Raw genomic sequence first — 19,537 nt, 5'->3', positions numbered from 1 at the left:
TGGGTGGTACGACCTGCGGCCCGTGCGCCCCCGAGCGCGCACGGACAGACAGGCCGTCGGTGACGTGGTGGCGCGTCACCCGTTCTTGAGGAACCCTCGCTGCGGTCCCGTTCACCATGGCTGCCCCGCCTCCCCGTCGTGTCCGTCCGTCAGGTCAGCGCGCGCCGCACCATCGTGCGGAACTGCTCCGAGGGTTCGATGCCGAGCTCCGTGCGGAGCAGCCTGCGGAACGCCTTGAAGTGCCGTACCGCCTCCGCGAGGTTGTTCTCGGCGAGGTGCACCGTCACGACCGCACGGTGCGCGCTCTCGCGCAGCGGATCGATCCTGGTGCTCTCCAGGGCGGCCTCCAGGGCGGGGGCGTACTGCTCGCGCACGACGAGCCGCGCCGAAAGGGCTTCGAGCGCGTGCAGCCGCAGCTGATGCAACCGCTCGCGCTCGAACACCACCCAGTCCTGATGCCAGCCGGGCAGCAGCTCCCCCATGCCCATCAGTGAGGAGCACGCGGCCCCGGTCCCCTCAGCCGGGGCCGCGAGTATGCGATGTGCCGTGGTGGTGAAGTCCTGGATGTCCATCCGTACGCGCCGGCTGAGCGCGAGCACCCCGGGCCGGGGGCCGCCGACGGCCGAACTCGCCGCGTTGAGGCGCCAGATGGCGGTACGGAGGCAGGCCCGCGCACGCTCCTCGATGACGTCGGGCCACAGGGTCCCCGCGAGCACCGAACGTGTCGCGGGGCCGCGGAGCCCGAGGAGGGCGAGCAACTGCTGCCCGCTGGCGGACAGGTCGACCTGCCCGCCGCCGTCACCTTCGCCGCGGCTGAGGTGAAACCCCCCGAGCAGCCGCAGACGCAGGGCCGGTGGAGCGTCGCCGCATACCGCCGGACATTCCGTGACAGCCATCTGTGCACCCCCACTTGTGCATCACATCCCCTGACCAGCCAAGAAACTACGCCGGACAGCGGCAGGGGTGCCTCAGGGAACCGCCCAGGGATAACCCCGGTGTGCCAGGGCCCGGGCCTGGGGGCCTGCGACGGCCTACGACGACGTGCGCCGGTCCTGGGGGGCGAAGTGGTGCACGAGCCCGATGCGCGAGGTGATGCCGAGCTTCGTATAGGTGTGGCCCAGGTGGTACTCGATGGTCTTGACGCTCAGTGCGAGCGCGGTGGCGATCTGCCGGTTGGTGAAGCCCTGCGACGCCAGGCGCGCGACGGCGAGCTCCTGCGGGGTGAGCCCTTCGGCGGCGGAGTCCACGTCCGCCGGGTCGTGCGCGGGCCGCGGGGGCGCCGCACGCCCGCAGGCGTCCAACTCCCGTTCGCACCGCGCGAGATAGGGCCCGGCGTCCAGTTCGCGCATTGTCGTGTACGCCGCCTGCAGCTGCGCCACGGCTACCGAGCGGCGGCCGATCCTGCGCAGGAACGCCCCGTGGTCCAGCTGGACGCGGGCGCGGCCGAACGGGGACGGGATCTGCGCCGCCTGGTCGTGCGCGCGCAGGAACGACGCCTGGGCCCGGTCCGTCTCCCGGCGCGCGGCGTGCAGATTGCCCCGCACCCGGGCCGCGGCGGACAGCGCCGCGTGCTGCCCGCGTGCCTGCGCCCGCTCCTCGTAGGGCAGAAGGACCGCCTGAGCCTCGTCGAGATCGCCGAGCTGGATCAACGCGTCGACCAGGAGCTCACGCCAGGACACCACGCCCGGTTCGTTCACCCCGTCGTGCGAGGCGAAGTCCAGGAGCGGCCGCAGCGCATCCACCACCCGCTCGGGCTCCGCGCGGGCCTCGGCGAAGGCCCCGTGCGCCGACGCCGCGTAAGCGTAGGCCAGCGCGCTCTCGTCGCAGCCGGGCGCGTCCAGGGCGAGCCGCAGGTGCACCGACGCGCGGTCCCAGCTGCCGCGTGCCGAGAGGATCCAGCTGGCGATGGCGTGCGTGACGGGCTTCAGCCACGACTGCTCGGTGTCGTCGGCGATCGAGGCGGACGCCTCGGCGTGGATCAGTGCCTCGTCCCAGTCGCCGAGCCGGTGCAGGGTCTGGGCGAGCGCGGAGGCCGAGAGCAGCCGCAACGGCACCGTCCCCCTGCGGCAGTTGGCCACGGCACCCAGCAAGTCGGCGCGTGCGCCGAGGAGATCGTCCGACCACAGCCTCAACTGGCCGCGTGCCAGCAGCAGATCGATGTTCGCGGGCGGCACGAGGAGCGGATCGGGAAGGTCACCGGCGAGTTCGATGCCCTTCTTGGCGCACCCGCTGAGGCCCAGCGCGAGAAGGTGGTTGAAGCGCAGCATCCGGCTCGGCCCCTGGAGGGTGGAGAGCCGCTGGGCGCGCTCCGCCCACTGGGCGGCGTCGGAGGAACGCCCCCGCATCACGGCGGCGTAGCTCAGCTGCTCCGCCGCCCGCGCCGCGAGCGAGGGGTTGCTCTCGTGGTCGCACTGGTTCCAGGCGTCGACGAGCAGCGTCTGCGCCTGCTCCATGCGGCCCTGGACGCGGGCCACATATCCGCGTACGTACCCGCGCAGCGCCGGGTCCGCGCCGGCCGGAAGCCCCGCGGCGAGCTCGGCCGACTCGTGCACACGGCCGTCCAGCAGCAGCGCCTCGACCGCCTCGACGGCGAGCCGGTCGCGCTCCAGGTCGGTCGTCGCCACGCGGGAAGCGTGCCGCAGGTGGGTGCCGGCCACCGCCCACTGTCCGGTGGCGGCCTCGCGCCTCGCGCAGGCGGCGAGGGCGGCGGCGAGATGCTCGTCGGGGCCCGTGGCGGCGAGCACGCGGTGGCGCAGACTCGCGTATTCGTCGTCGACCAGGGCGGCGGCCCGCGTGTGCAGATCGGCGCGGTGCGCGGGGCCGATGTCCTGGTAGACGGCGGCATGGACGAGGGGGTGCGGGAAGGCGATCTCGGGTGCGGCCCCCGGCTGCGTCTCCTTCAACAGGCCTGCCTTGACGGCCCGTTCGAGCGCGGGCAGCGGTGCGGTGACGCGGGCGAGCGAGGCGGCCACGCTCAGCGGGCAGGAGAGCCCGAGCACGCTGACCGCCTGGACGAGCCGCAGCGCCTGGGGCCCGCACTCCGCGAGGTTGGCGAGCACCAGCATGGCGTACGAACGCGGCGCGGGCAGTGGTGTGGTGACGTCCCGCAGGACGTGCGCGGGCACTTGGTCCAGGAGGGCGCGGGCATGCAGTGGGTTGCCGTGCGTGTGGTCACGCAGGCGTACGGAAGCGGAGTGCGGGAGCCGGTCGCTGCCCATCTGCGCGCTGAGGGAGCCCAGTTCGTCCGGGGTCAGCCCGTGCAACGGGATGCGCCGGGTGCGGACGTCGGCGAGCAGCCTGCGGATGCCGTCCGGCAGTTGGGGCGCCTGCGGGTCCCGCGCCGTCACGATCGCGAGGACCTTGTCGACGCGCAGCCGCCGCAGCGCGAACGTCAGCGCGTTCAGCGACGCGGAGTCGGCCCAGTGGGCGTCGTCGAGCACCAGGATGACGGGGCCCTTGTCCTGCAGCTCGCTCAGCAGGTCGAGCAGACCGAAGCCGGCCGCGAGCGGCGGCAGGGTGCCGGGCGCCGAGCGGGGCGTGCGGACCAGCACACCCAGGCAGTCGGGCAGCGGGATCGGACTCTGCCCGACGAACTGGGCGAGCACCCCGCAGGGCAGCACGCTCTCGTTCTCCTCGCCGCTGGCCTGGAGCACACAGGCGTCGCCCGCCGTGTCCAGGAACCTGCGCACCAGCGCGGACTTGCCGATGCCGCCGGGCCCGTCGATCAGGACGAGCCGCGGCGCACCCTCGCGCGCGTGGCGGAACTCCTCCTGGAGCGCCGCGAGTTCGCGCGTACGACCGGAGAACGCCTCATGGGGCGCCGGTGCGTGGACATGGCCGTTCAGTATGTCGCCGGACGTCATCACCGCCCCCACATGTCGGCACCCGGTACGGGCGCCATGACTGTGACGGTGACCCGTGCCGGGCGCATGGCCCTGAACGTCCACAATGCTGCCGGAACTGTTCTCGGTACAAGCGGTTTCCCCACTCCCGAGGAGCCGGTTCACGCGAGGCGGCATCAGGCGCCACAGGAGTCATCACCTGCCGCGCAAGGGTGTTCTCCGGCTTCCGCGGACGCGGCGTCCGGGGGCGGTTCGAGCAGCGCGAGCAGTTCCAGCCAGCCGTGAAACGGCGTGCAGTGGCCCGTGTCCCCATCCTCGCAGCCCGTATCCACCACATTGCCGTGCACGCCCCCGGGGGAGCGGAACACCTCGATGACGTAGCGCACAACGTCCTCCCGAGGGCCGGTACAGGCCCCGAACCGTGACACATCGCGACAGCGCCACGGTATGAACCCCGGTCGGGGCCGCGCTTCGGGGAGTCACCTAGGGATGACCCCAGTCCCCAACCCTTGGCCAAGGCTGCCGCGGCAAGTGGGCTGGGCCGTGGGGCTCAGACCATCCGGTGGTACTGCTGGGGCGTGGCGACCTCGCCGCCGAGGTCGTTGGCGGCGTGGCGCGCCCACGAGGGGTTGCGCAGGAGTTCGCGGCCCAGGAGCACGGCGTCCGCCTCGGAGTTGGCGAGGATCTTCTCGGCCTGCCCGGGGTCGGTGATCATGCCGACGGCCGCCACGGGGAGCGACGTCTCCGCCTTCACCCGCGCCGCGAACGGGACCTGGTAGCCGGGGCCCGCCTCGATGCGCGCCCTCGGGGCGTTGCCTCCGGTGGAGACGTCCAGGAGGTCGACGCCGTGGGCGTGCAGTTCCTTCGCGAGGCGGACGGTGTCGTCGGCCGTCCAGCCCTCGCGCTCGTCCTCGGGGTTCTCCGTCAGCCAGTCGGTCGCGGAGATCCGGAAGAAGAGGGGCAGCTCCTCGGGCCATACGGCGCGGACGGCGTCGACGACTTCGAGGGCGAGCCGGGAGCGGTTCTCGAAGGAGCCGCCGTACTCGTCCGTGCGGTGATTGGAGAACGGCGAGAGGAACTCGCCGATGAGGTAGCCGTGGGCGCCGTGGATCTCGACCACCTGGAAGCCGGCGTCAAGCGCGCGCCGTGCCGCGGCCGCGAACTGGCCGACGACGTCGCGGATCTCCTCCGTGCTGAGTTCGTGCGGCAGGTGGTGGCCCTCGTCGAAGGGGAGCGCGCTGGGCGCGAGCGGCTGCCAGCCGTGGTCTTCCTGGCCGACGGGCCCGCCGCCCTTCCAGGGGCGGTCGGTGGACGCCTTGCGGCCCGCGTGGGCGAGCTGGATCCCCGGGGTGGTGCCGTGGGTCTTCAGGAAGCCGGTGACGCGGCGGAGCGCCTCGACCTGCGTGTCGTTCCATATCCCGAGGTCCGCGGGGCTGATGCGGCCCTCGGGGCTCACGGCCGTCGCCTCGACGAGGATCAGGCCGGTGCCGCCGGCGGCGCGCGCCGCGTAGTGGGCGAAGTGCCAGTCGTTCGCCACACCCGCGTTCGGCCCGAACACCTCGGCCGAGTACTGGCACATCGGCGCCATCCACACACGGTTGGGGATGGTCAGCGATCGCAGGGTGTAGGGCTCGAACAGCGCGCTCACGGCGGACTCCATTCGTCACGGACGTCGGTACGGCTCGTACGATAAACCTCGTAGTACGGCAGATGTCAAACTACGATGCCTCTCGTACTATGGAGGCCTTCGGGAAGACGTGAAGCCCCGACGTGAAGCCCGACGTGAGCCCCGACGAAGTGGAGCCGTCATGACGACCGCCGCACCGATCAGCAGCCGTGCGCTCGACCATCCGACGCCTGCGGAGATCCGCCTCGAGGGTGTGCTGCACGCGCTGTCGGACCCGATGCGCCTGCGGGTCGTGCGGCAACTGGCCGGGTGCGAGCCGGGCCTCGACGGACTCTCGTGCTCACAGATCGACCTGCCCGTCACGAAGTCCACGAGCACCCACCACTTCAGGGTGCTGCGCGAGAGCGGCGTGATCCAACAGATCTACCGCGGCACGGCAAAGCTGAACGGCTTGCGCCGCGAGGACCTGGACGCGCTGTTCCCGGGGCTCCTCGACAGTGTCCTCGCGGCGGCGAAGGCTCAGGCGGAGCGCACGAGCGCCCCTTAAGGGGCGCGGGGAACCGCGCGACAAGCCCCCACGCCCCGCAGTCAAGTCACTACGTGTCCGGCGCGGCCTCAGCGCGTGCCGCCGCGAGGAGCCCGGGCCAGTCGGCGATTTTCACCGGGCCACGGCCCAGCGCGGCGCCAAGCGCCGCCTCCGCCCGCTCGATCGCCTGCCAGCCCCGCCACTCGACGGGATGCAGCCCCGCCTCGCGCAGCGCCGGCAGCGGATCCTCGGGCACTCCCTTCCGTACGAGGGCGGGGGCATCCTCCAGGAGGGACAGCACCGTCTCCTTGGCGCACGGGCGGTTGGTCCCGATGACGCCCGTCGGCCCCCGCTTGATCCAGCCGGCCACGTACTCACCGGGGGAGGGGGCACCCTCGCGCAGCACCCGCCCCGCCGCGTGCGGCACCGTGCCGAGCCCGGGGTCGAACGGCAGCCCCTCGATGGGCACCCCGCGGTAGCCGACCGAGCGCAGGACCAGCTGCCCCGCGATGTCCTCGTACTGCTTGGAACCCGTCACCCCGCCGAGGCCGTCCGGCAGCGTCCGCTCGAACTGCACCCCGCCGACGCGCCCCGCGGCCTCCGTCACCGCCACCGGACGCAGGAAGAAGCGGAGCCGGATGCTGCGCGGCAGATTCCGCGCGGGGCGCTCGGCCCAGCCGCGCATCACCTCGACGTTGCGGCGGCCGACCGCGGGCAGGCCGGAGGGGTCGGCGTACGCGGGGTCGAGCGCCAACTCCGCGGGATCCACGATCACTTCGGTGTCCGGGAGCGAGCCGAGCTCGCGCAGCTCCTTGGTGGTGAAGCGCGCCTGCGAAGGGCCGCGCCGCCCCACCATGTGGACCTCGCGCACCCGGCTCTCGGCAAGCACGCCGAGCGCCGCCTCCGGCATGTCGGTGGGCTGCAGCTCGGCCACGCCGCGCGCCAGCATCCGGGCGACGTCCACCGCGACGTTCCCGACGCCGATGACCACGGCGGACTCCACGCCCCCGATGAATCCGTCGGCCGTCGCGTCCGGGTGCGCGCTGTACCAGGACACGAACTCCGTGGCCGAATGGCTTCCCGGCAGGTCCTCGCCCGGCACCCCCAGCTTGCGGTCCGCCGCCGCGCCCACGCAGTAGACCACCGCGTGGTAGAGGTCGAGCAGCCGCGCGGTGGGGAGGCCGCCGGGGCCGATCTCGATGCCGCCGAGGAAGCGGACGCTGTCGTGTTCGAGGACCGTGCGCAGGTTGTTCTGGAGGGACTTGATCTTCTCGTGGTCGGGCGCGACGCCGTAACGGACGAGGCCGTACGGGCAGGGGAGCCGGTCGATGACGTCGACGCGCACCCCCGGCACTAGGTCCTGCTGGACGAGGGACTGCGCGGTGTAGACCCCGCTCGGGCCCGATCCGACGACGGCGACCTGCAGCACGGCGGTGCTCCTTCCGCGAGGCGGCCTCGGGGGATGTCTTCAGCATCGCACCCCCGTGCGTGAAGGGGGAGACTCGGTGAGGGGCGCGTTGATCCGGGCGCCCCGCTCAGGAGCCGTCCGCCGCGCGGGCCCTGCGTGCCGTTCGTGACCTAATGCGATCGCACGGCTACCTTTTGATTGTGCTTGAGAGCCCCTTTCTTGGCGTTTCTGATCACTATCGACCGAATGCTGATGGCTCGCCCTCCTTCTCACCCCCAGCACCGCCTTCGTTCCATGTACGGCTGACCTTCGGTGACGGGGCCGCCATCGACGCGCGGGCCGTGGTGTCGGAGGGGCGGATCACCCTGGAGGGGCTGCACGCCCAGCCGCCGCACGCGGATGACGGCGCGACCGCGCCGGCCCGCCGCGACGCCCTGCGCCCGCAGGACCGGCCCGCCGTACGCCGCGCCCGCCCGTCCTGGCCGCGCGGACGCGAGGGGCGGCTGATGGTGGCTCAGGAGTACCGCGCGGCGCAGACCGAGGGGCGGGACCCCGTCCTCGCGGTGATGCAGGCGACCGGCCGCAGCCGCCGCCGGTCCCTCAAGCTCATCGCCTCCGCCCGGGACGCGGGAGCGCTGCCACCGCGCCACAACCGCCGCTAGGCACATGGTTGTGGCCGCTGGTTGTGGCCGCGCGACGCCGTGGTTTGACCTGCGGACCCCTCGCCGGTTTGGATGCCGCAGGTCAAAGTGAGTGTGTTCGAGCGCGCGGCAAGGGGTGGCACCGGGTATGGAGGCCAGGCGGTCCCTCGGGCGGCAGTTCGGATGGCTGTGGGCGGCCTACACGATCAGTGTGTTCGGCACGCGGCTCGCGTTCGACGCGTTCCCCCTGATCGCGATCCTGGCCCTGGACGCCGGTCCGACGGAGGTGTCGGTCCTCGCGGCGGCGGGGTTCGCGGTGGGCGCGGTGGTGGCGGTGCCGCTCGGGCCGTGGGTGGAGTTCCGCCGCAAGCGGTCGGTGATGATCGCGATGGACCTGGTCCGGTGCGCGGCGCTGCTCAGCGTCCCCGCCGCGTACGCGCTCGGTCTGCTCGGCTTCGGCCAGCTCCTGGCCGTGGCGGTCGTGGTCGGCGCGGCCGACATCGCCTTCAGCGCGGCGAGCGGTGCGTGCCTCAAGGCGCTCGTACGGAAGGAGGACCTGCTCGCCGCCAACGGCCGCCTGGAGTCCACGAGTTGGACCGCCCTGGTGATCGGGCCGCCGCTGGGCGGGGCCGTGATCGGGCTCTTCGGTCCGGTGATCACGGTGCTGGCCGACGCGGTCAGCTATCTGCTCTCGGCCCTGGGGGTCCGCGCGATCGGCGGCAAGGAGCCGCACCCCGTGCGCACCGTGCCGGCACCCCGCTTCCGGGCAGGTGATCTGCTCGACGGATGGCGCTACATCCTGGCGGGCCCTGCGCTGCGCCCGCTGTTCTTCAACACGGTTCTGAACAACGGCCTGATCATGGCGACCTCGCCCCTCCTGATCGTCCTGATGGTCGGCGAACTCGGCTTCGCGCCCTGGCAGTACGGCCTGGCGTTCGCCGTGCCCTGCGTCGGCGGCCTGATCGGCTCGCGGCTTGCCCGGCCGCTCGTCGAGCGGTTCGGGCGGCACAGGGTCCTGCTCACCGCAGGGACGCTGCGGGCGTGCTGGCTCCTCGGCCTCGCCTTCGTCGGCCCCGGTGTCGCCGGGCTCGTCCTCGTCATCGTCGTCGAGTTCGGCCTGATCACCTGCTCGGGCGTGTTCAACCCGGTGTTCGCGACCTACCGCCTCGACCACACCCCGGCGGACCGCGTCGCCCGCACCCTGTCCGCTTGGTCGGTCACCAGCAAGCTCTCCATCGCTGCCATGACCGCTCTGTGGGGCCTGCTGGCCGGCGTCACAGGACCGCGTACCGCGGTCGGGGTCGCCGGCGTCCTGATCCTTGCCACCCCCCTGCTGCTGCCGCGAAGGGACCACGAGCCGCACGACGAGCGGGACGCCGCGCGGACCGGCGGCTGACGCCCCGCGCCTCACATCTCGCGCATCCGGCTGATCTCCGTCGTCTGCTGCGCGATCACGTCGTTGGCCATCTCCTCGACCTGGATGTTGTTGCCGTCGGAGAGCACATCCGTGGCCATCGTGACCGCGCCGTTGTGGTGCGTGATCATCAGCTTCAGGAAGAGCTCGTCGAACGTCTTGCCCTTCGCGGCGCGCAGCTGCTTCAGCTGCCCCTCGGTGGCCATGCCCGGCATCGTCCCGTGGTCGTGAGCTGGCTGCTTCTTCGCACCGCCGTGGTTCTTCAACCAGCCCTTCATCGCGCCGATTTCGGGGCGCTGCGCGGCCGAGATGCGGTCGGCGAGGCGCTTGACCTTCGCGGAATCGGCGCGCTTCGGGGCGAGTTCGGTCATCTTCAGGGCCTGGCCGTGGTGCGTGATCATCATCTGGGTGTAGGTGAAGTCCGCCGAGTTGGGGGTGTTGTCGTCGGTTCTCTTCTTGGCCGCGTCCTCGGCGGACATCGTCGCGGCGCTCTCGCCCGGTTTGCCGGGAGCGATCACCGAAGGTCCGGGCGCGGTCTTCTTGTCCGGCTGTGAACCGGCGTCGGAGCCTCCTGAGTCGCAGGCGCCGAGCGCCAGAACGGCGGCCGTGAGGAACACGGTTGCGGCGGGCGTACGGCGGTGGTGCACGGCTGCCTCCTGTGGCGTGCGGGGGAGTTGAGGACCGTCCTAGCACGCTTACGCGCGGTAGTGATCAAAAACTTTCATTACAGATGTGTTGCCACCTGTTGATCTGTGCATGATGAGCACGATACTGCGGGGTGTCCGTGAACCGTTCAATTACGAACGGCTACTAGGGAGGACGCAGTGACCCTGAACAACCCCCGAACACGGCGCAGACGCTTCGGCGTCGGCGCGGCCGCGCTCGGTCTGATTGCCGCGCTGTTCAGCGCGGCGCCCGCCGGAGCGACGCCCGACCCGGGCGACTCGCCGGCCGCACCCAAGAGCGTTTCGAAGAGCGATGCCGCCGATGCGAAGGCGGACATCAAGAGCGGGAAGATACCCGCGCCCGACGAGATCGTGCACTCGGACAACATCAAGCACCTCGCCAACATCCCCAAGGACGCGCTGCCGGGCACCAACTCCGACCTCGCGTTCCAGGGGAAGTACGCCTTCGCGGGCAACTACGACGGCTTCCGCATCTTCGACATCAGCAACCCGAAGAAGCCGCGGACCGTCTCCCAAGTCCTGTGTCCCGGCTCGCAGAACGACATCTCCGTCTCCGGGAACCTGCTCTTCCTCTCCACCGACTCCTCGCGCAGCGACAACTCCTGCAGCAGCACCTCGCAGCCCGCGACGGAGAAGTCCTCGTGGGAGGGCATGAAGGTCTTCGACATCAGCGACAAGTCGAACCCGAAGTACGTCTCCGCCGTCGAGACCGCCTGCGGCTCGCACACGCACACCCTGGTGCCGGAGAAGCGGAACGTCTACGTGTACGTCTCCTCGTACTCTCCGAGCGCGACGTTCCCGGACTGCCAGCCCCCGCACGACGGCATCTCCATCATCAAGGTGCCCCGCAAGGCCCCGCAGAAGGCCGCGGTCGTCGACTTCCCCGTCCTCTTCCCGGGTGAAGGCCCCGACGGCGGCGGAAACCCGGGCGGGCCCACCAACCCGGGCGTCTCCAAGACCACCGGCTGCCACGACATCACCGTGCTGCCCTCCAAGGACTTGGCCGCGGGCGCCTGCATGGGCGACGGGATCCTCTTCTCCATCAAGAACCCCGAGAAGCCCAAGGTCATCGACCAGGTCCAGGACAACAAGAACTTCGCGTTCTGGCACTCGGCGACCTTCAACCAGAAGGCCGACAAGATCGTCTTCACCGACGAGCTGGGTGGCGGCGGCGCCGCCACCTGTGACGAGGCCACCGGACCGGAGCGCGGCGCCAACGGCATCTACGACGTCAAGGGCAAGGGTGATCACCGCAAGCTCGTCTTCAAGAGCTACTACAAGATCCCGCGCCACCAGGCCGCAACCGAGAACTGCGTGGCCCACAACGGCTCGCTGATCCCGGTCAAGGGCAAGGACCTGATGGTCCAGGCCTGGTACCAGGGCGGCGTCTCCGTCTGGGACTTCACCAACTCCTCGAAGCCGAAGGAGATCGGCTACTTCGAGCGCGGTCCCCTCAGCACCGACGCGATCCAGACCGGCGGCTCCTGGTCGGCGTACTACTACAACGGCTATGTCTACTCGAACGACATCGCCAAGGGCTTCGACGTCCTGAAGATCGACGACAAGCGGACGGATCCCGCCGAGCGGGTCCGCGTCCGTGAGCTCAATGTCCAGACCCAGCCGGACTACTTCGACTGAGTGGACCGATGGGCTGATCGCTGAGTCGACCGCTGACTCGGCTAATGGGTCGGCTGCTGAGTCGGCTGCTGAGGTGACCGCGTCTCCTGCGCGGCCTGATCGGCGACTCGCGCGTGTGTCCCGCCGGGCGGCTCCTCGCCCGGCGGGACTCCGAGCTCCCACGCGAGCCCGTACCGCTGGAACAGCTCGGCACGCAGCGCGCACAGCGGCATCGGCGCCCCCGGAAGCAGCACCGCGAAGACCGCGCCCATCAGCAGCGCGCGCAGCAGCGGATAGTCGGTGTCCACGTCGGGCGACCCATGGCGTACGACGGTGTCGCGGAGCAGTTGGGCTAGGTGCTGCTGCTCAGGGCAGCGCACGAACCCGTCCGCCTGGAGGATCCCCGCCATGTGTGTGCGCATGAGGACGGGCTGGTCCCTGGCCAGGCCCAGGATCGCGTCGATGGCACGGGCCAGGAGTTCATCGCCGTCCGTCGACCGCGGCTCCCGTTCGAGCGCGGCTTCCAGCGTGCGGTGCATCAACCGGTGCACGGCAGACTGCAGGAGCTGACGCTTGCCGGGGAAGTAGTACGACACCAGGCCTCGGGCCGAGCCCGCGCGGTCCGCGATGTCGCCGAGTGTCGTCGCCTCGTAGCCGCGCTCGCTCACCAGCTCGACCGTGGCCTGCAGGAGCCGTTCCCTGGAACGCCTTCGCAACTCTTCATTGACCGATGCGCTACGCGGGGACATCCTGTAACTCCTGCGTTGACTGGCTGGGAGCCAGTATACTCAGCGTGTCTCGGGCCCAGACCCTCAGTGGTCGTCTCGTGGTCCGGTGCGACCTGGGGCAGGCAGCACCGCGGGGGAGTGTTGCCTGCTCACAGGTGCCGATCGGCCGAACCGTCCTTACAGTGGGCCGGGGGGCCGAGGAGGCGTACTGAGATGGATCAAGAGCAGATTCTGTCCCGGATCGCGTCGATGGTCGACGACGAGCGGACGCTGCGGGACTCCCTGGCGTCGGGAGCGATCGACGAGGCGACGGAGCGTGCGAGGCTCGGCGTGATCGAGCGTGAACTCGACCAGTGCTGGGACCTGCTGCGCCAGCGGCGCGCGAAGGCGGAGTTCGGCGAGAACCCTGACGAGGCGCGGGTGCGGCCTGCCGCCGAGGTCGAGGGCTACCGGTCATGAGAGGGCTACCGGTCATGAGCCGCGCCGCGCCGCGAGCGTAGGCCGAGGAGCCGCAGGTCGAAGACCCGGGGCGGCCCGCGCACGCACTCCGCGGCGTGCAGACACCGCCGCCCGTCGAAGGTGACGGTGATGTCCTGTCCTCGGCGGGGTCGACGGGGTCGACGGGGTCGACGGCACGCTCGTGATCCGTGGTGACCTGCGGATCACTGTGGCGGGGCGGACGGCGGGGCTGGGCGGGAGACGCGCGTGATGCTGTGCGGCTGCGGCTGCGGCTGCCGCACGAGCGAGCCTCTCAGCCCCGGTCGACGAGGCCGAGGACGGGGCGCAGTCCGGCCGGCCGCTGGTCCACGGGCAGGTGGTCCACGAAGTGGACGGCGCAGCCGAGCGCGGTGGCGCCGCCGTCCGCGTGCCGTTCGTCGCCGACCATCAGCGCGTCCGCCGGATCGACGCCGAGCGCGACGCAGGCGCGCGCGAACAGGCGGGGGTCCGGCTTCTGGATCTCGTGCTCGTACGACAGGGCGTACGTGTCGACGTACGGGTCCAGGCCGTGGTCGCGGAAGACGGGCCGCAGATCCCAGCCGATGTTGCTGACCACGGCGACGCGGACGCCCCGCTCACGGAGCCCGCCGAGCACCTCCGCCGCGTCGGCGTAGGGGGACCAGGCCTCCGGCCGCATGTGGCGTTCGTACAGGGCGTCGTGCAGGAGCGGATCGGGCAGAGTGACCTCGCGCGAAAGGGCGGTGAACGCGGCGCGGTGCTGTGCGGCGCTGCGGTCGCGCTGGGCCCACAGCTCGGCCAGGCGCTCGGGAACGACGTCGGGCCGCGCCCCGCCAGGCAGCGCCCCGGCGCGCTCCAGACCGGCCGCCAGCCGCTCGAACTCGGCTGCGGGGAGCGGGAGTCGGGCCTCGTGGAGCACCGCCCGCAGCCAGGCACTGGTGGACTCGATGCGGAACAGAGTCCCGGAGAAGTCGAAGAGCGCGCCCTTGATCGCCATGCCAGGGATCCTCCGGGACTGCACGAGGGGCGGTCAAGTGCGCTGGGCGGCGGGGGCGTTGAGCGGCACGGGGTGCGCGGGCGGCGGCCCGCCGGGCGTCAACCGCGGAGGATTCCGGACTGCCGACGCGCGCTGACCCAGCCGTGGGTCGTGCCGGTCCCGGCGTGAGGGTCGCCGTCAGTGCGTCGAGCAGCCAGTCTCCGGGGAGGCTTGATGGCCGGGGCGCGCCGTTTCGCAGCTGGGTCGTGCCCGTTGAGCGGTGCTGGTCGCGCCATTGTCCGGGCGTGTGTCGCGACCGAGGGGTGGGGCGAGCGGGCTCGTTACGTGATTTCGGCCGGGCGGGGGCCGGGGGCGGCGTACGTCGTGGTCCTGTGGGGCGCCGTCCCTGTGTCCAGCAGCTGTGTTCAGCAGACGGCCGGTGCAGGCGTCTGAGGGGTGGGGTGCGTGCCGATTCAGGTGTGGGTGGGCGGCGGCGGTGGTGATGGGCTGTGCGCTGCGGTCGATGGGCTGGGAGCGACCTCGTTACGTGGTTTTGGGGCGGGGCCGGGACAGTGGTGGGTCGTACGGCATGGTCGTGTGGGGCGCTGTTCGTGTGCTCAGCGGCCGTGTTCAGCAGGCGGACGGTGACGGTGTCTCATGGGCTGTGCGCCACGGCCGGTCGGCTGGGAGCGGGCTCGTTACGTGGGCTCCGTTGGGCGGGGGGTCGGGCGGTACGCGTACGTGGCGATTGCCAGGGTGACCATCAGGGCGCCCAGGAGCCAGCCGCCTACGACGTCCGACGGCCAGTGCACGCCGTTCCAGACTCGGGTCACGCCGACCCCGACGACGGAGACCACGGCGATCGTCACGCCCGTGCGCCATAGGGTGGGCCCGACGCCGTACACGCGCAGCAGCCACAGGAGCAGCCCGCAGACGACCGTCGCCGTCATGGCGTGTCCCGAGGGGAACGCCGCGTAGTGCGCGGAGTCCACCGGGTCCGGCCACGTCGGGCGCGGCTTGTCGACCGCCGCCTTGAGGCCCTGTTGCACCACGGTGCCCACCACGCAGGTGACCGCGAGCCACAGGGCCAGCCCGTACGCCCCGCGGAAGGCGAGCCACACCACGGCCACGGAGATCAGCGCGCGCATCGTCCACGGGTCCCACACCCAGTCGGTCAGGATGCGGCTTGCCTGGGTGGCGCCGTCGTGCGCGACGGCCCACCGGTGCGTGGTGCGCGCGATGTCTCCGTCGAGGGTGCCAAGGGGGCCCCATTCCAGCTCGACCAGGAGGATCAGCAGGAGCGAGGGGACGCACAGGAGCGCGGCGACGAGCGGGGCGCGGGGCCTGCGCGGACGGGGCGGACCGGGCGGCGAGTCGAGGGGTGCGGCGGGGTGCATAGGGAGATCCTCGCCGACGGGTGGCGCCGGGGGCCATCCCGGGGCGTGGTCCCGCGGGGTCGGACCCGGCAGCCGCGGCCTCCGGCGGCAGACCACTACCCCAGCGCGCGCAGCCCCGGCACGAACGTCACCAGGAGCGGGACCACCGGCACCAGTGCCGCGGCAGCCGTCAGCCGCAGCCGCCTCCCCGCGGTGAGCCGAGGCCGCGCGGACAGCAACCGGTGCACCCGCTGCGGTACGTGAGCCTGCGGGGTGGGGCAGGGGCCGAACACGCCCCGGTCTTCGTTCAGCTCGACCAGCGCGAGGGCGATCGTCAGGCGCCCGAAGCGCCGCGAAGCCACGTCGTCGGCGGCCAGCTCGACCAGGCGGTGCATCTCGTCCCGGAACGCGGCGAAGACAGGTACCTGCGGGAACCCCGTGGCCAGCGCGCCCGAGCAGTGCAGGAGCCAGTCGTGCCGTGCCTGCGCATGCCCCTGCTCATGGGCGAGCACGGCATCCAGCTGACGGCCCTTCAGGCGCCGCAACGCGGCGGTGGTGATGACCAGTTGGGGTGCGGCCCCCGGCAGCCACCAGGCGTCGGGGCGCTCGCCCTCCAGGACGACGAGACGGTCGGCGCCGGGCTCCTCGCCGGGCAACAGCGGTGCGCGCAGGAGGAGTTCGGCACGCCCCTTGCGGCGCCTCGCCCGAGCCCGGGCGATCTCCCGGGTCAGCATCGCGGCGGTCCATACGCCGCCCAGGGCCAGCGCCACGGCGGTCGCGGGCGCCCAGTAGCCGCCCGCCCCGAGCGCGTACGCGTCGACCACGTCGTGCGGCGCGGGCGCGAAGACGTGGCCGCGCACGGCCTGCCACGCGGCGGCGGCGCTCAAGGTCATCGACAGGGCGCAGCACATGAGCACACCCGCCACGACGCACTGCCACGCCCACAGCGCGACCACCGGTTCGCGCTCCGGCCAGTCGGCGCGTGCGAGGAGGCGCGGGGCGACGACGGCGGTGAGGGCGCCCAGCAGCAACAGCGCAACGGGGAGCAACATGTGTCAAGACTATGAGGGCGGCGCTGTCGGAGGGTATGGCCTATCGCCTCAAGTGACGCACGCCACGGCCGATCGCGGGATATCGCCCGTTAAGGCCTCGCCTCTTACGGCCTCGCGCCCTCTGCGGCGCCCCTTACGGCCTCGCGTCCTCTGCCTCGTGGGGCCGTGGTGTTCTACAGCGTCAGCAGCATCGCGATCATGGCGATCCCCATGGACAGTCTGCACGCCATCGCCAGCTCGGTGCGGTCGGCCCACCCTGTGACCGTCCCGCCGCCCCCCTCCGCCATCGCGAGCGTCGGTACGGGCAGGAGGCGGGCCCCCGACCACAGCACGTATCCCGCGAAGTACAGCAACAGGGCACCGGTGAGCATCGGGGTGCCCCCGCCGCCGTGGCCCGCGTGCGCGGTGGGGGTCGCGGCCATGGCCACTGCCATGTAGACCATGGCGCAGGCGCCGACCAGGTGATGCAGGTGATGCAGGTGATGTAGATGGTGGCGATGGTGCCGGTGATGGTGCCGGTTCCGGCGGGCGGCCCAGAGGGTGTGAAGCGCCGCCGCGCCGAACACGGCCGCGTACCCCAGCCAGGCCCACCGTGGCGGGGTCAGGACGGCGGCGGGCAGGGCCATCAACGCCATCCCGAACCCCATGAGCGCCTCTCCGCCGGCCGTCCGGCGCTGTGCCTCGATCCTGCTGCGCATCCGCAGCAGGCAGTAGGACCCGGTCGCCGCGCACAGCGCGACGAGCAGCCAGCCGGCCTGCGCCGGTCCGTGCACCGCACACCTCCCCGATCGACGGTGTCGTGTCGTCGGGTCGATGCCCTCGCGCAGGGCGTCGTACGCGAGCGCACGGGTGTACGTGGGGAGCGCGGGGGGAGCGGGGGGTGGTTCCGGGGTGGTTCCCCAGGGAAATCGTAAATCGTTTCTGAGTAAAACACTTGCTAATGTTCTAGGTATGAGCAGTGCACCGGTGGGCAGTACGCCGCCACCTTCCCCCAGCCCCTCCAGCCCCTCCAGCCCCTCCAGCCCCTCCAGCTCATCCAGCCCCTCCGGGCCCACCCGTGTCCGTGTCCGTCGACTCCCGCTCGCCGGTGTGCTGCGCCCGGGTAAGCCGTCCGACATCTGGTTCAAGCCCGCGTCGAGCGTGGTCGTCGCCACCGCGATACCGAATCTGACGCTCCTCGCGATCGGCCGCCTGGACCTCGTCATGTACACGATGGCCGGATCGTTCTGCGCCCTCTACACCCACAACCTCCCCTACGCCGCGCGGGCCCGCGCCCTCGCCGGTGTCGTCCTCGGGATGCTCGCCAGCGTCGGCATCGCCATGGTCGCCGCCTCGCTCACCACGTCGGCGGCGGTGCTCGTCGCGGTCGGGGCGCTGCTCGCCGCCGCACAGAAGACGCTCTGCGACGCGACCCGCATCGGCCCGCCCGGCCACCTCATCTTCACGTTCATCAGCTCCGCGACGCTGTTCGCGCCGCAGGCCATCGGGCAGGTCCCCGGTCACCTCGCCCTGACGCTCGGCGCGGGCGCGGTGGCCTGGCTGGTCGGCATGGCCCCCGCGCTGGTGCGCCCGCACGGCCCTGAGCGCCGGGCCACCGCGCGGGCCCTGCGAGCGGCGGCCGCGTACGCCGAGGCGGCGGGCCCCGGCCGTGAGCGCGCCCGGCCGGCGGCGGCAGCGGCCGTCCACGCGGCCTGGCAGTCACTGCTCGCCACCGGTGCCCGCACGGCGGCGCGGCGCGCCCTGGAGCGCCTGGTCATCCACGCCGAGGAGGCCCTGGCCGCGCCATCGGCGGCGGACCCCGCCCAGCTGCGCGCCTGGGCGGCGGGACTGCGCGGTACGGGCGCTGTGCCCCGCCCCGGCGGCGTACGCCCCGAAGCGGAGGACGAACTCCTCGGAGTAGAGGCCGAGTTGGCGGCGGAGCTCTCGCTCTGGCGGCGCCTGGGCCCCGGATCGCCGCTGCTGCCCATCGCGCTGCGCACGGCCGTCGGCTGCGCGCTCGCGGGGTACGTGTCGTTGGCCCTCGGCGTCGGCCGCCCCTACTGGGCGCTGGTCACGGCCGCGTCCCTCTACCAGGCCAACGTCACGCTCACCTGGAACAGGGGAGTGCAGCGCGTGGTCGGCAACCTCGTCGGGGTGCTCGCCTTTGCCGCGATCGCCCCGCTGGCCCACCTCAGCCAGGCCGCGCTGATCGTCTGCTGCCTGGCGCTCGCCTTCGGGGCGGAGGCGCTGATGGCCCGCAACTACTGGCTGGGCAGCGTGTGCGTCACGCCCATGGCGCTCCTGGTCACGGAGTTCGCGCGGTTCCAGCAGCCCGGAGAGCTGATCCTCGACCGGGTCGTGGACACGTTCGTGGGCGCGCTGCTCGGCATCGTCGCGGCGATCGCCGTCACCAACCGGCGCGCCGCCGACCACATCGAACTGGCCATCGACGCCACGGACCGGGCCCGCGCCCGCGCCGAACAGGCCCTGACGGCCACCCCAGCCAACCTGCGCCCGGCGCGCCGCGACCTGACCGCCGCGCTGGTCGACCTCCGCGCCACCCATGACGCGGCGGCGGGCGAATGGTGGCAGCGCGCCCTGCCGGAGCAACGGGTACTGGCCGCCGAGCAGGCCGGACACCGTACGCTCGCGGCGACGGTACGCGGCATGGAGCACGGCGAGCGCGTACGGGTGTGACGATCCGGGCGACACGAGGACAGGGGCGCATGAGGAACGGAAGCGAACGGGCCACGGCGGAAGAAGCCGTGTCCCGTGCGGAAGATGCCGACACAGCCGGCGCCGACCCCACGTCACGAGGCGACGCCTCGGCACCGGGCAGCGGCGCCTCTGCGTCGGGCGGTGCTGGTCCTGTGCCGGGCAGTGGCGTCGCTGCGTCGGGTGGGGCCGGGTCTGCGGCGGGTGGTGGCGTCTCCGCGTCGGGACCCGCCGCGTCTGAGCCAGGTCGTGCCGTCTCCGCTTCCGGCAGTGGGGTCTCCGCGTCGGGTGGTGCTGGGCCTGCGCTGGGTGGTGCCGCCTCCGCCACGGGGAGCGCCGCGCCCGCCACGAGCAGTGCCGTCTCCGCGGCGGGCAGCGCGGGGCTCACGCCGGGCAGTGCCACGGTTACGACGAGCAGCGCTGTCTCCGTCTCGGGTGGTGCCGGGCCTGCGTCTGGCAGTGCCGTCTCCGCAGCGGGCGGTGCCGGTCCTGCG

At 72.2% G+C, this 19,537-nt stretch carries 18 protein-coding genes; 6 read left to right on the top strand and 12 right to left on the bottom strand.

The window, feature by feature from the left end; all coding sequences use genetic code 11:
• Positions 1-149: 149 nt before the first annotated feature.
• From E5671_RS09990 to E5671_RS09975, 4 genes are all read right to left on the bottom strand, one after another.
• Entirely contained in the window at positions 150-896 is a 747-nt protein-coding gene (locus E5671_RS09990; RefSeq protein WP_160503491.1) for an AfsR/SARP family transcriptional regulator, read from the bottom strand.
• A 135-nt stretch (positions 897-1,031) separates the two neighbouring features.
• A complete protein-coding gene (locus E5671_RS09985) occupies positions 1,032-3,863 on the bottom strand; it encodes a helix-turn-helix transcriptional regulator (RefSeq protein ID WP_160503490.1) in 2,832 nt (943 codons plus the stop codon).
• Between the two features lie 155 nt (positions 3,864-4,018).
• Positions 4,019-4,228 (bottom strand): hypothetical protein, encoded by a 210-nt coding sequence (locus E5671_RS09980; protein ID WP_160503489.1) that lies wholly within the window; start codon positions 4,226-4,228, stop codon positions 4,019-4,021.
• Positions 4,229-4,392: 164 nt separating this feature from the next.
• Complete coding sequence (locus E5671_RS09975) at positions 4,393-5,490, bottom strand: oxidoreductase (protein WP_160503488.1); 1,098 nt, start codon at positions 5,488-5,490, stop codon at positions 4,393-4,395.
• Between the two features lie 160 nt (positions 5,491-5,650).
• Between E5671_RS09975 and E5671_RS09970 the strand changes: the two genes are divergently transcribed.
• Positions 5,651-6,016: an ArsR/SmtB family transcription factor gene (locus E5671_RS09970; RefSeq protein ID WP_160503487.1), complete on the top strand. Its 366-nt coding sequence runs from the start codon at positions 5,651-5,653 to the stop codon at positions 6,014-6,016.
• Positions 6,017-6,065: 49 nt separating this feature from the next.
• On the opposite strand, the gene E5671_RS09965 is transcribed toward E5671_RS09970, so the two are convergent.
• A complete protein-coding gene (locus E5671_RS09965; protein WP_160503486.1) occupies positions 6,066-7,424 on the bottom strand; it encodes an FAD-dependent oxidoreductase in 1,359 nt (452 codons plus the stop codon).
• Between the two features lie 152 nt (positions 7,425-7,576).
• Between E5671_RS09965 and E5671_RS09960 the strand changes: the two genes are divergently transcribed.
• Positions 7,577-8,065 (top strand): DUF6214 family protein, encoded by a 489-nt coding sequence (locus E5671_RS09960; protein ID WP_237330144.1) that lies wholly within the window; start codon positions 7,577-7,579, stop codon positions 8,063-8,065.
• 127 nt (positions 8,066-8,192) lie between these two features.
• Complete coding sequence (locus tag E5671_RS09955) at positions 8,193-9,440, top strand: MFS transporter (protein WP_160503485.1); 1,248 nt, start codon at positions 8,193-8,195, stop codon at positions 9,438-9,440.
• 11 nt (positions 9,441-9,451) lie between these two features.
• Here E5671_RS09955 and E5671_RS09950 read toward each other — a convergent pair whose 3' ends face one another.
• A complete protein-coding gene (locus E5671_RS09950) occupies positions 9,452-10,105 on the bottom strand; it encodes a DUF305 domain-containing protein (RefSeq protein WP_160503484.1) in 654 nt (217 codons plus the stop codon).
• Between the two features lie 177 nt (positions 10,106-10,282).
• Here E5671_RS09950 and E5671_RS09945 point away from each other — a divergent pair, with 177 nt between their 5' ends.
• Complete coding sequence (locus tag E5671_RS09945) at positions 10,283-11,782, top strand: hypothetical protein (protein WP_160503483.1); 1,500 nt, start codon at positions 10,283-10,285, stop codon at positions 11,780-11,782.
• Positions 11,783-11,823: 41 nt separating this feature from the next.
• On the opposite strand, the gene E5671_RS09940 is transcribed toward E5671_RS09945, so the two are convergent.
• Positions 11,824-12,510 (bottom strand): TetR/AcrR family transcriptional regulator, encoded by a 687-nt coding sequence (locus tag E5671_RS09940; RefSeq protein ID WP_160503482.1) that lies wholly within the window; start codon positions 12,508-12,510, stop codon positions 11,824-11,826.
• Between the two features lie 192 nt (positions 12,511-12,702).
• Here E5671_RS09940 and E5671_RS09935 point away from each other — a divergent pair, with 192 nt between their 5' ends.
• Positions 12,703-12,948: a DUF2630 family protein gene (locus tag E5671_RS09935; RefSeq protein ID WP_160503481.1), complete on the top strand. Its 246-nt coding sequence runs from the start codon at positions 12,703-12,705 to the stop codon at positions 12,946-12,948.
• Between the two features lie 5 nt (positions 12,949-12,953).
• Here E5671_RS09935 and E5671_RS47750 read toward each other — a convergent pair whose 3' ends face one another.
• From E5671_RS47750 to E5671_RS09910, 5 genes are all read right to left on the bottom strand, one after another.
• Entirely contained in the window at positions 12,954-13,079 is a 126-nt protein-coding gene (locus tag E5671_RS47750) for a (4Fe-4S)-binding protein (RefSeq protein WP_160510092.1), read from the bottom strand.
• A 161-nt stretch (positions 13,080-13,240) separates the two neighbouring features.
• Positions 13,241-13,942: an HAD family hydrolase gene (locus E5671_RS09925; protein ID WP_202121068.1), complete on the bottom strand. Its 702-nt coding sequence runs from the start codon at positions 13,940-13,942 to the stop codon at positions 13,241-13,243.
• Between the two features lie 677 nt (positions 13,943-14,619).
• Entirely contained in the window at positions 14,620-15,318 is a 699-nt protein-coding gene (locus tag E5671_RS09920) for a phosphatase PAP2 family protein (protein WP_160503480.1), read from the bottom strand.
• A 95-nt stretch (positions 15,319-15,413) separates the two neighbouring features.
• Positions 15,414-16,349 carry a M56 family metallopeptidase gene (locus tag E5671_RS09915; RefSeq protein WP_160503479.1) on the bottom strand — a complete coding sequence of 312 codons (936 nt, stop codon included), beginning with the start codon at positions 16,347-16,349 and terminating at the stop codon, positions 15,414-15,416.
• A 173-nt stretch (positions 16,350-16,522) separates the two neighbouring features.
• Complete coding sequence (locus E5671_RS09910; RefSeq protein ID WP_160503478.1) at positions 16,523-17,122, bottom strand: DUF5134 domain-containing protein; 600 nt, start codon at positions 17,120-17,122, stop codon at positions 16,523-16,525.
• A gap of 178 nt (positions 17,123-17,300) precedes the next feature.
• Here E5671_RS09910 and E5671_RS09905 point away from each other — a divergent pair, with 178 nt between their 5' ends.
• Positions 17,301-19,025 carry an FUSC family protein gene (locus E5671_RS09905; protein ID WP_160503477.1) on the top strand — a complete coding sequence of 575 codons (1,725 nt, stop codon included), beginning with the start codon at positions 17,301-17,303 and terminating at the stop codon, positions 19,023-19,025.
• The last annotated feature ends 512 nt before the right edge of the window (positions 19,026-19,537 follow it).

Origin of the sequence: Streptomyces sp. BA2, assembly GCF_009769735.1 — a bacterium.
Taxonomy (GTDB): domain Bacteria; phylum Actinomycetota; class Actinomycetes; order Streptomycetales; family Streptomycetaceae; genus Streptomyces.
Note: the sequence above shows the minus strand (reverse complement) of the source record. Positions and strands in the feature narration are given on the sequence as shown.